The sequence below is a fragment of the Streptomyces sp. NPDC104371 genome (assembly GCF_055583785.1).
On record NZ_JBVJNF010000003.1, the window covers coordinates 89,616 to 102,058 of the forward strand.

Genomic DNA, 12,443 nt, shown 5'->3' on the forward strand with positions numbered 1-12,443 from the left:
CCGAGTGACCCGAGTGACCCGAGCGATCGGGCATCGCGAGCGAAGCGAGTCGTGCGGGGGAGGGAGGGGGAGAGGGGCGGGGCGGGGAACCGGTGTGTGGTGTGCCAGGTCGCGGCGGGCGGGTCAGCGCGCGGTCGCGGAGACCGTGGCCGCGGTGTCGCGGTCCTGCCCGGCCGTCTCGTCGGGCGAGGCGGCCTTCGTCGGGTCCCACTTGATCAGTACGCAGGTGATCAGGCCGAGCAGCGGTACGACGGACAGCACAAGGAAGGTGTCGGCGAGTCCGAGCGAGTCCTTGATCTGCGGAAACACATACAGGCCGGCGACGCTGCCGAAGCTTCCGACCATTCCGGTGACCCCGGTGCCCAGGGCGCGTACGTCACTGCTGTAGGAGAGCGCGGCGATGGACTTGCCGTTGGCGCCGGGGCCCGCCGAGTGGCAGAGGATGAACAGCACCGGCAGTAGGAACGCCACGGCCGTGGGCACCTTCTCGAAGGTCAGCCCCATCGCCACCAGGGCCACGAAGACCCCGGCGAAACCGGCGGCGGAGCTGAGCCGCAGCCCGAGACGGCGGCCGAAGTACGCGGACAGCAGCCCGCCCGCGATACCGAAGGCGTTGAACACCATCGAGCCGACGGTGGCCTTCTCGAAGCTCTCGCCGAAGATCGTCAGGCTGATCAGCGGGAGGTACCAGCCGACCGCGAAGTACTGCATCGACTGCCCGAGCGAGATCACCGAGGAGAGGACCGTACGCGGCAGGTACTCGCCCTTGAACAGGATCCCGGCCTGGCGGAACCCGATCGCGGGTGCCTCGGCCGCGCTGCGGGTCGCCGCGTCGGGCGTACCGGCGACGGCCTTGATGCCGTAGATCCGGTCCAGGTTGGCGACGGACTCGTCCAGTCGGCCCTTGCTGGCCAGCCAGGTCGGGCTCTCCTTGAGCAGCAGCGCCTGGCCCAGCAGCAGCGCGACGGCGACAACCGAGGCCGAGCCGACCGACCAGCGCCAGATGTCGGGGCCGACGTCCAGGTTGAAGAAGACCAGGGCCAGGGCGAGGTTGCTGGTGGTGGCGACGTACCAGACGGCCTGCCACAGGTTGAGCCGGCCGCCGAGCTTCGCGGGCGTGTACTCGGCGAGCAGCGCCATGGCCACCGCGAAGTCGATGCCGTACGCGATACCGACCAGCACCCGGCCGAGCCAGACGACGGTGAAGTCACCGGCGAACGCGGCGAGCAGGGCACCCGCGATCGCGAACACCTTGGCGATGAGCAGCGGGGGAACGCGGCCGATGCGGGTGGCGAGCCAGCCGCCGAGGGGGTTGAAGATGATCGCCAGGGCCGGAGCGGTGGCCGTGAGGATCGAGACCTGGGTGCTGGTCAGCTCCATCTGGGACGTCATCGGCCCCAGACCGGCGCTCAGCGCCGCGTTCGAGTAGGCGTCGAGGAACAGCCCGCCGAACACGAGGAACCAGAGGATCTGGGCCCGGCCGGTGATCTTGCCCAGCCCATCGATGAGCGCAACGACGTCTGCGACGCCTCTGACGCTCGGACGTTGTGCCATGAATCCCGCCTTCGAGGAAGACCTGACGGCGGCATAGGGGGGCACGGAAACAGGCACGACTAAGCCACCGACAGGTGGTCTATGTCTGTGCCTGCCAAAACACTGCGGAAAGCGCCGCAGCACGTGAACTGCTGGAACTGCTGATTACGCGGTTCAGTGAGGTTAAGAACGAGCGACGAGGAACGTCAAGGGTTTCGGCCAGGTTACCGAAACGTGACGGGTGCCCAGCGGCCTCGGCATCACTCACAAGGTCTCCGCCCGGTGAACCGAGCCGGAGCCCGGTGCCGATCACCTGGGGCGCCTCCTTCGTCCCGTCGCGGCGAAGGCGCGTCAGTCGGGCCCTTGGAAGGGACATGGCCGTGGATACCTGCACATGACACTGCGGCACCCGTACGAGAACGGACTGGCCGCCTTCGACCGCCACCCCCACCCGTACAACTCGACCGCACTGGTGCTGTTCCAGGAACTGCTCGGCTTCCTGGCGACGCAGCGGCCCCGGACGGCGGGTGCGATACGCGAGGCGGTGAGCAAGGCCCGTCAAGTGTGATGACCTGGACGGCTCTCGTCGAACGCGTGGCGGACGACCGGTTGTGTGGTTTCCGAGGCCGCTGACAGGTGGTAGACACTGCGGGGCCACAGTTCCTGTCCGCCAACAGGAGGGTTACCCATGTCCGAGACCAGGTCCGACAGCACGCCCGAGAACGGCCGCACGGCGAACCGACGTCAGGTACTCGCGCGCTCCGGTGCCGTGGGGTTGGGCATCGCGTTCAGCGGAGCCCTCTCAGAGCTGTTCGCGGGTACGGCGAGCGCGCTCGGCCGCTCCGGCTACGGACCTCTCGTCCCCGATCCGAACGGCCTGCTCGACCTGCCGAAGGGGTTCCGCTACCAGGTGCTCTCCCGCGAGGGTGACCGACTCCGCTCCGGCGAAGGTACCGTTCCCAGCAACCACGACGGTATGTCGGCCTTCGCGGGCAAGGGCGGCGGCGTGCACCTCGTACGCAACCACGAGAACCGCGTCACGGCACGGTTCGCCGTCCCGACCGTCGAGGGCATCACCTACGACCCCCAAGGCAAGGGCGGGTGCACGGCGTTGACCCTGGACCACCGGGGCACCGTGGTGTCCGAGCGGGTCGCGATCGCCGGTACGGCCGTCAACTGTGCGGGCGGGCCGACGCCTTGGGGTACCTGGCTCACCTGTGAGGAGACCGAGGACAGAGCCGGTACCAACGGCTACACCAAGGACCACGGCTTCGTCTTCGAGGTCGATCCGGTCGACCCCCACCGCACCGGGGCCGTACCCCTCACGGCCATGGGCCGCTTCCAGCACGAAGCGATCGCGATCGACCCCAGGCAGGGCATCGTCTACGAGACCGAGGACGCCTTCGAGAAGCCCTTCGGCCTCTTCTACCGGTTCCTGCCCGACCACCCGCGCGGCGGCGTCGGTTCACTGCGCGCGGGCGGTCGGCTTCAGGCGATGCGCGTGCCCGGCGTACCGGACCTCTCCACCGTCCAGGAGACGGGCGCCTCGTTCGACGGCATCGAATGGGTGGATGTCCCGGACCCGCTCGCCACCCAAACCCCTGTCCGCCTCCAGGACTTCGGGCCGAAGGGCATCACCCACGCCCAGAAGCTGGAGGGTTGCTACTGGGGCGGCACGTGCGTGTACTTCGTGTCGTCCTTCGCGCACAGCGCGGAAGGCTCCGCCGCGGACCACTTCGGGCAGATCTGGCGGTACGACCCCGCGGCACGCCGCCTCACGCTCGTCATCGTCTTCGGCCCGGACACGGAGGTGCAGTTGCCCGGCGAGTCACCGGACAACATCTGCCTCGCCCCCGGTGGCGGCCTCATGGTCTGCGAGGACGGCAACGGCGCGCAGCATGTGTTCGGCGTGAGCCGCCGCGGCGAGGTGTACGCCATGGCCCGCAACCGCCAGAACATCGGCACCCCCGAGGCCCCTGAGTGGGGCGAGTTCGCGGGCGTCACGTTCGCCCCGAACGGACGGACGATGTACGTCAATTGCTACACCCCCGGCACGACGTTCGCGGTGACGGGGCCGTTCCACGGGTAGTCACAGTGTCGGTGTCCGTAGTCGCTCCGTGATCTCGTCCGCCTTGAGTACGAGCGCGAATCCCTTGCGCAGCACGGCCAGTTCGGGTTCCTGACGGGACTCGTCGTCGGTGGCTGTGACGTCCGCGCCGAACACGACGTGGTAGCCGCGCTCGTACGCCTGGCGCGCGGTGGTGCCACAGCAGTAGTTGGTGAGCGTTCCCGTGACGATGACCGTGTCCCGGCCGAGGTTGCGCAGGATCGTGTCCAGCGGGGTGTCGTAGAACGCGCCGTAGGACGGCTTGTGGATCAGCACCTCGTCGGGGCGGTGGCCCATCTCGGCCCAGACGTGGGCGGGTTCGGGTCTGCGCCAGTCGGTGTCGGCGTGCGGCAGGTGGCGCAGGGCGTGCGGGCGGTCGAGGCCGAGGTGGGTGTCGTCGAAGATGGTCCAGATCACCGGGACATCAACGTCCCGGCAGTGGCGGACGAGGCGGCGCAGGCGCGGAGCCATCCGGGTCGCCGCGGGGACCCAGTACGGACTCCAGCCGGGGCGGACGAACTCGTCCTGCATGTCGACGACCAGCAGTGCCGATCGCTCGGGACGGATCTCGAAGGTCGCCTGCCCCTGTTCGTAGGCGGTCCGGGCCCGAGCGGTCACCCATTCCTCGGTGTAGGTCATGACGTGTTCCTCCCCATGGCGCTTCGCGTCGAGGCGCCTGGACGTGAGCTACTGAGGTACCTCGTTTCGAGGTATGTCGGTTCGATGTGCGACGATAGCAGCATGCTGGAGCTGGCGATCCTGGGATTCCTGGCCGAACGGCCGTTGCACGGCTACGAGTTGCGCCGTCGGATCGCGGCGCTGTCCGGGCATGCTCGCCCCGTCAGTGACGGGAGCCTCTATCCGGCGATCAACCGCCTGCTCAAGGCGGGCATGCTGGAGCAGCACGCCGAGTCCGGTACGTCGGCCGCCCGGCGGAACGTGCTGAGCCTGACCGAGGACGGCCGTGGTGAGCTGCATCGGCGGCTGCGGACACCGACGGACCACGACATCAGCGACAGCACCCGGTACTTCACCGTCCTGGCGTTCCTCTCACAGCTCCCGGACATCAGCGCGCAGCACGCGGTCCTGCGTCGGCGGCTGGAGTTCCTGGAGCAGCCGGCCGGGTTCTTCTACGAGGGTGATCAGCCCCTGCGCGCGGAGGACATGGACGATCCGTATCGCCGGGGCATGCTGGTGATGGCCCGTGCCACCAGCCGTGCCGAGCGTGCCTGGCTGCGCGAGACCCTGGCCTGATCTCCTGCCTATAGTGGGCCGCATGAGCCGTTGGACGGATTTGACCGGGAACGCGTCCGGAGAGGACTACGCCGCGCGGTTCGCCGCCCTGGCCCGGAGCGGGAAGGACGTGCACGGGGAGGCGCGGTTCTGCGCGGCTCTCGTGCCGGTCGGGGCGCGGGTGCTGGACGCCGGGTGCGGGACCGGGCGGGTCATGATCCGGCTCGCGGAGCTGGGGTACGACTGCGTCGGGGTGGACCTCGACGCGTCGATGCTCGCGGTGGCGCGGCAGCAGGCTCCCGAACTGCCGTGGTTCCAGGCCGACTTGACCGAGTTCGAGCCCGGTGCGCTCGGTGTCGCGGCGGACTTCGATCTCGTGCTCGCCGCCGGTAACGTCCTCCCGCTGGTCGCTACGGGCACCGAGGCCGCGGTGGTCGGACGTCTGACCGCGGCCCTGCGGCCGGGCGGTCTGCTGGTCGCGGGCTTCGGCCTGGACGCGGCCCATCTGCCCGTGCCGCCGAGCATCACGTTGGCGGAGTACGACGAGTACTGCGCCGCGGCGGGCCTCACGTTCATCGACCGCTTCGCCACATGGGACGCCGATCCGTACGACGGTGGTGGGTATGCCGTGAGCGTCCATCGTCGGTGAACCCGCCCGCCGCGCCGGGCAGACATGCGCGCACCGTGTACGTCTACTGACCCTGCGGAGCCGGTACGAGGCCGTCCGCGACCAAGCCCGTGAGGACCGCTTCGCCGAGGGCCCGGACAGCGGACTGAGGCCGGACCATGACCGTGATCTCCTTGATCAGGCCGTCGCCGTCGAAGTGCAGCAGGTCCATGCCGTGGATCTCCTTACCGGCCACCGTGGCACGGAAGATCAGTACCGCCGAGGGCGCGGACGCGTCGTCGGAGCTGGTCTGTGAGGTACCGGTGTGATCGCCGATGTAGCGGAAGTCCTCGAACGTGCGCAGCAGGACCTGGAAGAGGGCCATCACCATCGGCTTGCCCTCGAAGGGGGTGAACTTCACCGGGCTGTAGAGGCGGATGTCCTCGGTGAACAGCTCGCCCAGCGCCGCGAGGTCACGGCGGTCCACGGCGGCGCGGAATCGGTCGGCAGTCGACATGATCAGCTCCTTGGATGTGAGTCGAACAGTGCGTGCGCCTGTGAGCCCCGGGCCGACGGGCCGGGCCGTCGCGCGACGGCCTCGGCCCGGTCGCCCCGTACGGCCGGGGCCGTCACGGCTTGCGTGCCACCCCGGCGTACCCCGCGCTGATGACGTCCTCCTGCCCCGGCACCGGCTGCGCCAGCTCCGGGTGCCATGCCTCCGAGGCCACCACGCCCGGCTCGACCAGGTCCAGGCCGTCGAAGAACCGGGTGAACTCCGTACGGCTGCGCAGCGCGAGTGTGAGTCCGTTCGCGGAGTACATGTCCATGGCCCGCTTGGCCTCCTCCGGCGGGTGGAAGTCCGCGGTGGTGTGGGAGAGCACCACGTAACTCCCGGGCGCCAGAACGCTCTTGAACCTGTCGACCAGCTCGTACGCCCCGGCCTCGTCGCTGACGAAGTGAAGCAGCGCGATCAGCGACAGGGCGACCGGCCGGTCGAAGTCCAGGGTCTTCCCGGCCTGTTCGAGGATGGCCTGCGGGTCACGGGCATCGGCCTGTACGTAGTCGATGGCACCCTCGGCGCTGCCCCGCAGCAGTGCCTCCGCGTGGGCCAGCACGATCGGGTCGTGGTCGCAGTAGACAACGCGCGTCTCGGGGGCGACCTGTTGGGCGACCTGGTGGAGGTTGGGCTCCGTGGGTATGCCGGTCCCGACATCGAGGAACTGCCGAACCCCCTGCCCCGCGAGCCACTTGGTGGCCCGGTGCATGAACGCGCGGTTGATCTTCGCCATCATCGGGGCGTTCGGCTCGATGGCCATGAGCTGTCGGCCCATCGCCTCGTCCACCGGGTAGTTGTCCTTGCCGCCGAGGAACCAGTCGTACATCCGCGCAGGGTGCGGGCGGCTGGTGTCGATCAACGGGTTGGTGCTGTGGTCCGCTTGGGACATCCGGCCTCCCAGGGCCTGTCACAGTCGACGAGTGGGCGCTCATCCTAGCCTGCGGCCCTTTCGACTTCGCGTTCCCCTCAACAGAGTTGACGGACCGTCAGAAGGTGCGCGCCAGCAGCATGATGCCCATCGCCAGCATGGTGGCCGCGACCAGCGAGTCCAGTACGCGCCAGGCGGCAGGGCGGGCCAGGACGCCGCTGAGGAGTCGGGCCCCGTAGCCGAGGCCGGTGAACCAGGTCAGGCTCGCCAGCATCGCGCCGAGGCCGAAGGCCCAGCGCAGCGAGCCGCGGTCGGCCGCGACCGAGCCGAGCAGCAGCACGGTGTCCAGGTAGACATGCGGGTTGAGCCAGGTCAGGGCCAGGCAGGTGAGGACCGCGGTGCGGACCGAGCCCGCCGAGGTGCCCCGCGTCGTGAGTCCCGCCGCCGCGGCGGGGCGCAGCGCACGGCGGGCGGCCAGGACGCCGTAGCAGGTGAGGAAGCCACCACCGGCCAGACCGACCACCGTCAGTGCGGTGGGCCACGCGGTGACCACGGCGCCGAGCCCGGCCACACCGAGCGCGATCAGCACCGCGTCGGACGCGGCGCAGATGCCGACCACCGCGAGAACAGCGTGCCGACGAGCCCCCTGGCGCAGGACGAACGCGTTCTGTGCGCCGATGGCGACGATGAGGGACAGGGCTGTGCTGAACCCGGCGACGGCCGCCGGGAGGATTCCGCTGTTCATGACATGTGACGCTAAGGACCAGCGAGTCATCAGTACAGCTAAAGTTTCTTAGCTAGCATTAGCAGATGTGATGAACGAGCTGCCCTTCGACCAGGTACGTACGCTGCTCGCCGTCGTCGACGAGGGCACCTTCGACGCCGCTGCCGCCGCCCTGCATGTGACCCCCTCCGCCGTCAGCCAGCGGATCAAGACGCTGGAGCAGCGCACGGGGCGGGTGCTGCTCATGCGGACGAAGCCGGTCCGGCCGACGGAGTCGGGCGAGGTGGTGGTGCGGTTCGCACGCCAACTGGCCGCCCTGGAACGGGACATGCACAGCGAACTGGGCATCGCGGCCGAAGCGGGTCCGGTCCGGGTGCCCATCGCGGTGAACGCGGACTCCCTGGCCACCTGGTTCCTGCCGGCCCTGACCCGTGTGCCGCAGGACCCGCCGATCTGCTTCGATCTCCACCGCGAGGACGAGGCGCACACCGCGGCGCTGCTGCGCGAGGGGCGGGTGATGGCGGCGGTGACGTCGTCGGCGGAGCCCGTGGTCGGCTGCACGGTACGTCCGCTGGGCCGGGCGCGGTATCTGCCGGTGGCGAGTCCGCGGTTCGCCGCGCGCCATCTGTCGGCCGGACCGCTGGAGCGCTGTCTGCCCGACGCGCCGGTGATCGTCTTCGACCGGCGTGACGAGATCCAGGACCGGTTCGTGCGCTCCCTCACCTCTCAGGCGACGGGCGCCGGTCGGCTCCGGCACTACGTCCCCACGTCCGAGGGGTTCTGCGACGCCGTGGCCGCGGGGCTCGGCTGGGGCCTGGTCCCGGAGCCGCAGGCGGCTCCCCTGCTGCGGTCGGGCGCCCTCAGGGAACTGGTGCCGGGGCGGCGGGTGGACGTACCGCTGTACTGGCAGCAGTGGAAGCTGGACGTCCCGGCACTCGCCCTCGTGGCGGAGACGGTTGCCGAGGTGGCGGCCGAGTCCCTGCACGGCCGGGACTGAGCGAGTCACAGCGGCCGCGGGCCCGTCCGCGCCATGGTGGCGTGGACGGGCCCGGTCCGTCGAGGCGGCTGGATCACACCACGCCGCTCTCCCACCACCACGAGCCCGAGCCGTAAGAGGCGTACTGCACACGGCTGTCGACGTGCTGCCACGAGTGCGAGTACGCCTCGAGACCGGAGAAGCCGCAGGTCTCGGCGATCTTGTAGGTCTGAAGGGTGCTGTGTCCCGAGACGACGATGTCCGCGGCGACACCGTAGAGGTGCATGCTGTTGGACGCGCCGCCCGACGCGGCGTTGTGCGCGATGCTGCGGAAGCCGGAGTTGATGGTGATCGCGCTGTTGCCGGCCTTCTTGCGCACGGCCTCCAGCTTGTACATCAGCCGCCGTACGTTCTCCTTGACCGTCGCCGCCCCGACCTTGCCGTTGTTGAAGGCGGCGCCGTCCTTGGAGTAGAACTCGCTGAAATTGAAGTGCGCGGTCGAACCGTCGCTCGCCTCAAGGCTGTTGAGCGCGCTCTGGGTCGCCGGGCCGACGACGCCGTCCGCGCTCAGGCCGTACGCGGACTGGAAGCGCTGGACGGCGGCGGCCGTGGCCGGGCCGAAGGCGCCGTCCCAGGCGACATACGTCTTCTGGGCGCTGCCGGCGGCCCAACCGCCCACGCGGATCTGCAACTCCACCACGTCGGCGCCGGACGCGCCCTGCTGAAGGGTGCGGCTCCAGCCGTAGGCCGAGGCGCTGCCCGCCGTCGCGAGACCGGCCGTCGCCGCCAGGCCGAGCGTGGCCGTGAACCCCGCCGCGCCACGGAACAGGGTGCGGCGGTCGATCCCGCGCGCGAAGTGTCGTGCCGTAGTCATGGAAGTCTCCTCCTCGGGTGATGACGCGCCGAAGGTCAAGCGACCAGGGCCTGCCAGGTGTTGGAGCCGACGATGCCGTCCACGGTGAGGCCGTGTGCGGACTGGAACGAGCGCACGGCGGTGTCGGTCGCGGGTCCGAACGAGCCGTCCACGGTCAACGCGGCACCGTGTGCGTTGAGTTGGCGCTGCACCGCTTGCACGGCGGGTCCCGACGACCCCTGTCGTACGGTGACGACGAGCGCCTGCCAGGTGTCGGGGCCGACCACACCGTCGACGGTGAGGCCGTGCGCCGACTGGAACGAGCGCACCGCGGTGACGGTCGCGGGCCCGAACGAGCCGTCCACGCTCAACGCGGAGCCCTGCGCGTTGAGCAGATACTGCACGGTCTTGACCCGCTCACCGCTCGCCCCCTGCTGCACGGTGGGCCAACCGGCCGTCGGCGGCGGGTTGTAGCCGCCTCCCTTGGCGAAGGCCTGGAGGTCGGTGAGCGTGCCGTTGAAGGTGTCCTGGTCGCCGGGGAAGGTGCCCGAGTCGGCGTACTGCCAGATCGTCTGGGCGGACCAGCCCGCGGGCAGCGTGCCGGGGCCGCTGGCGTAACGGGCGATCCACAGTGGGTTGGTGGCCCCGAAGCCGCTGTTGTTGCCCGTGCACGTCGTCCACCAGTTCGTGGTGGTGTAGATCGTCGGGTAGCGGCCGACCTTGGCGCGCACCTCGTTGCTGAAGTCCCGGATCCAGGACACCATCGCGCTCTGGCTCAGCCCGTAACAGGTGTCCCCGTAGGGGTTGTACTCGATGTCCAGCGCGGGCGGCAGCGTCTTGCCGTCGGCGCTCCAGCCGCCGCCATGGCTGACGAACCAGTCGGCCTGTACGGCACCGCTCGAATTGCCGGGCAGGGCGAAGTGGTAGGCGCCGCGGATCAGTCCGGCGTTGTACGCGCCGTCGTACTGCTGGGAGAAGGAGGGACTCGTGTACGTCGTCCCCTCGGTGGCCTTGACGTAGGCGAAGGCGGCGCCCTTGCTCTTGATGGACGCCCAGTCGACGTTGCCCTGGTAGCCGCTGACGTCGAGGCCCGCGGGGCCGGTGTTGACGGCGGCCGTCGTCGCGGCCGACAGCGAGCGCGGGGTCAGGCGCTGGAGCCCGGATCCGGCATGGTCCTGCTCCGGGTGCGTCATGCGCACCGGGGTGCCCTGCTCGGGGGTGCCATGGTCGGAGGTGTTCGCCGCCGAGGCACTGCCGGGCGCGAGCAGCACGGTGAGGGCGGCGGCCAGAAGTGCGGCGGCACCGGCGAGCGTTCGGCGGGAACCGGTACCTGTGTTACCGGATCTGCGGCGCGTGAGAGTGGCTGCGGGCATGGTGCTCCCAGGTGTGTGGAGGGATACCGCGACGTGCTCGGGCCGAGGCGGCCGTGGCACGTCCTTCGACGGTCGGTGGGGGCGTCGGAGCCGGGTGGGGTGGGGTGTCAGTGGGTCACGCGCGTGTCGTCAACACCGCTGTGGGTGAGGTGAGTTGACGCGCGTAAACGTAAGGGATGGATTGACATGACCGCAACATGCTGGTGGTGGCGAACAGGTGAACCCGGGCCGGAAGGCCCCTCGTGGAGCCTGGTGGTGAGATCGCGCCGCGTGACGGCCGGGGGTGGGTGTCCGGGGTCCGGGTGTTCCCGCGTGCGATCATCGTGGCCGATTCGGCCCGACTGCTGAACTGGGAGAAGTGATGGCGGAGTTCGACGCGGTGGCCTTCGACTGCGACGGTGTGCTCGCCGACACCGACGACGCGTGGGCCGCGGCCGAGCGGGCGCTGGTGGAGAACCACGGCGGCGCGATGACCGAGGAGCTTCGCGACGCCACGCACGGTCTGTCCCTGGCATCCGCGGTCGGTGTACTGGCCAGGGCGATACCCGGCAGCGTGGACCACGAGGCATTGCGGGTCGAACTGCTGGCCGACGCGGCGCGGCGGCTGCGGGAGGCGCCGAAGGCGATCCCCGGCGCGGTCGAGGCGGTGGCGACCGCCGCCCGCCGTGGCCCGGTGGCCGTGGTGTCCAACACCCCCTCGGCCCTGCTGCATCCGCTGCTGGCTGCACTCGGCGTGTGCGAGCATCTCGCGGCCGTGGTCGCGGGCGACGACGTGCCCCGGCCCAAGCCCGCGCCGGACCCCTACCTGAGGGCGGCCGAGTTGCTCGGGGTGGACCCGGTGCGGCTGCTCGTCGTGGAGGATTCCGCGACCGGTGTGTCCGCCGCTCGGGCCGCGGGCGCGTCGGTGATCGCGGTGCGTGCGGAAGGGCGCGGCACGTTGGACGGGCCGCTCGCGACCCTTCCGGACATGTGGGCGGTGGGGCACCGGCTCGCGGACGGTCGCCTACTCCGGTAACCGTCTCATGGAGCATCCTGTGCGACGCGCTCGGCGATCACCAGGTCGAGCAGGCCGGGGAACGCCGCGTCGAACTCCTCGCGGCGCAGGCGGTTGAGGCGGCGTGGGCCCTCGTCGCGTTGCTCGATGATCCCGGCCGCGCGCAGCACCGCGAAGTGATGGCTCCGGGTGGCCTTGGTGACCGGCAGGTCGAAGGTGCCGCACGCCTTCGTCCAGTCCGGCAGTCCGGCCAACTCCCTGACTGGCCGCGCTGGAGACGTCCTGCTTCTCCTTCAACCACCGTGATCTCGACGTCTTCTCGCAGGTGTGGACCGGCGCGAGTCACCGTCACCTTCGGCGACGTGGTCGCGTACGCCGACGACACCCACGCCGTGTTCGCCGGACGCGAGAGTGGGGAGTACGCGGTGAACGGCGGCGAGGCCGTACCGCTGTCCATCCGTACCAGCCGCTACTTCCGCTACGACAACGGCCGTTGGAGCCAGTTCCACCACCACGGCAGCATCGACGACGCGGCGGCTCTGGCGGCGTACCAGGCCGCGATCCGGGGCTGAGAGGTTCCCGCGAGCGGTAGCCTTCCGGACACTGGGCGGTCCGTCCG

General features: G+C 70.1%; 14 protein-coding genes and 1 pseudogene. 7 read left to right on the forward strand and 8 right to left on the reverse strand.

Annotation, left to right across the window (positions count from 1 at the left end):
- Nucleotides 1-123: 123 nt before the first annotated feature.
- On the reverse strand, nucleotides 124-1,554 hold the full coding sequence (locus tag ACZ60T_RS11100; RefSeq protein ID WP_469665637.1) for an MFS transporter: 1,431 nt from the start codon (nucleotides 1,552-1,554) through the stop codon (nucleotides 124-126).
- A 373-nt stretch (nucleotides 1,555-1,927) separates the two neighbouring features.
- Between ACZ60T_RS11100 and ACZ60T_RS11105 the strand changes: the two genes are divergently transcribed.
- Nucleotides 1,928-2,101 (forward strand): hypothetical protein, encoded by a 174-nt coding sequence (locus tag ACZ60T_RS11105; RefSeq protein ID WP_469665638.1) that lies wholly within the window; start codon nucleotides 1,928-1,930, stop codon nucleotides 2,099-2,101.
- 120 nt (nucleotides 2,102-2,221) lie between these two features.
- Complete coding sequence (locus ACZ60T_RS11110; RefSeq protein WP_469665639.1) at nucleotides 2,222-3,622, forward strand: alkaline phosphatase PhoX; 1,401 nt, start codon at nucleotides 2,222-2,224, stop codon at nucleotides 3,620-3,622.
- Here the strand turns inward: ACZ60T_RS11110 and ACZ60T_RS11115 are convergent, their stop codons facing one another.
- The gene (locus ACZ60T_RS11115) at nucleotides 3,623-4,279 is read right to left on the reverse strand and encodes a cysteine hydrolase family protein (protein WP_469665640.1); all 657 of its coding nucleotides are present in this window, start codon (nucleotides 4,277-4,279) and stop codon (nucleotides 3,623-3,625) included.
- A 102-nt stretch (nucleotides 4,280-4,381) separates the two neighbouring features.
- On the opposite strand from ACZ60T_RS11115, the gene ACZ60T_RS11120 reads away from it, so the two are divergent.
- The gene (locus tag ACZ60T_RS11120) at nucleotides 4,382-4,894 is read left to right on the forward strand and encodes a PadR family transcriptional regulator (RefSeq protein WP_469665641.1); all 513 of its coding nucleotides are present in this window, start codon (nucleotides 4,382-4,384) and stop codon (nucleotides 4,892-4,894) included.
- A gap of 22 nt (nucleotides 4,895-4,916) precedes the next feature.
- A complete protein-coding gene (locus ACZ60T_RS11125; RefSeq protein ID WP_469665642.1) occupies nucleotides 4,917-5,522 on the forward strand; it encodes a class I SAM-dependent methyltransferase in 606 nt (201 codons plus the stop codon).
- 43 nt (nucleotides 5,523-5,565) lie between these two features.
- On the opposite strand, the gene ACZ60T_RS11130 is transcribed toward ACZ60T_RS11125, so the two are convergent.
- The 3 genes from ACZ60T_RS11130 to ACZ60T_RS11140 form a co-directional block, all read right to left on the reverse strand.
- Nucleotides 5,566-5,997 carry a nuclear transport factor 2 family protein gene (locus ACZ60T_RS11130; protein ID WP_469665643.1) on the reverse strand — a complete coding sequence of 144 codons (432 nt, stop codon included), beginning with the start codon at nucleotides 5,995-5,997 and terminating at the stop codon, nucleotides 5,566-5,568.
- A gap of 112 nt (nucleotides 5,998-6,109) precedes the next feature.
- Nucleotides 6,110-6,925, reverse strand: a complete 816-nt coding sequence (locus tag ACZ60T_RS11135) for an SAM-dependent methyltransferase (RefSeq protein ID WP_365627759.1) — start codon at nucleotides 6,923-6,925, stop codon at nucleotides 6,110-6,112.
- A gap of 97 nt (nucleotides 6,926-7,022) precedes the next feature.
- A complete protein-coding gene (locus ACZ60T_RS11140) occupies nucleotides 7,023-7,649 on the reverse strand; it encodes a LysE/ArgO family amino acid transporter (RefSeq protein ID WP_469665644.1) in 627 nt (208 codons plus the stop codon).
- A gap of 70 nt (nucleotides 7,650-7,719) precedes the next feature.
- Here ACZ60T_RS11140 and ACZ60T_RS11145 point away from each other — a divergent pair, with 70 nt between their 5' ends.
- Nucleotides 7,720-8,625, forward strand: a complete 906-nt coding sequence (locus ACZ60T_RS11145; protein WP_469665645.1) for a LysR family transcriptional regulator ArgP — start codon at nucleotides 7,720-7,722, stop codon at nucleotides 8,623-8,625.
- A 73-nt stretch (nucleotides 8,626-8,698) separates the two neighbouring features.
- Here ACZ60T_RS11145 and ACZ60T_RS11150 read toward each other — a convergent pair whose 3' ends face one another.
- On the reverse strand, nucleotides 8,699-9,478 hold the full coding sequence (locus ACZ60T_RS11150; protein WP_365627768.1) for a D-Ala-D-Ala carboxypeptidase family metallohydrolase: 780 nt from the start codon (nucleotides 9,476-9,478) through the stop codon (nucleotides 8,699-8,701).
- Between the two features lie 35 nt (nucleotides 9,479-9,513).
- A complete protein-coding gene (locus ACZ60T_RS11155) occupies nucleotides 9,514-10,830 on the reverse strand; it encodes a GH25 family lysozyme (protein ID WP_469665646.1) in 1,317 nt (438 codons plus the stop codon).
- 361 nt (nucleotides 10,831-11,191) lie between these two features.
- Between ACZ60T_RS11155 and ACZ60T_RS11160 the strand changes: the two genes are divergently transcribed.
- The gene (locus ACZ60T_RS11160; protein WP_469665647.1) at nucleotides 11,192-11,845 is read left to right on the forward strand and encodes an HAD family hydrolase; all 654 of its coding nucleotides are present in this window, start codon (nucleotides 11,192-11,194) and stop codon (nucleotides 11,843-11,845) included.
- Between the two features lie 5 nt (nucleotides 11,846-11,850).
- Here ACZ60T_RS11160 and ACZ60T_RS11165 read toward each other — a convergent pair.
- Nucleotides 11,851-12,087: pseudogene (locus ACZ60T_RS11165) on the reverse strand (transcriptional regulator); the annotation flags it as partial.
- A 99-nt stretch (nucleotides 12,088-12,186) separates the two neighbouring features.
- Here ACZ60T_RS11165 and ACZ60T_RS11170 point away from each other — a divergent pair.
- Nucleotides 12,187-12,396 carry a hypothetical protein gene (locus ACZ60T_RS11170; protein WP_469665648.1) on the forward strand — a complete coding sequence of 70 codons (210 nt, stop codon included), beginning with the start codon at nucleotides 12,187-12,189 and terminating at the stop codon, nucleotides 12,394-12,396.
- Nucleotides 12,397-12,443 lie beyond the last annotated feature (47 nt).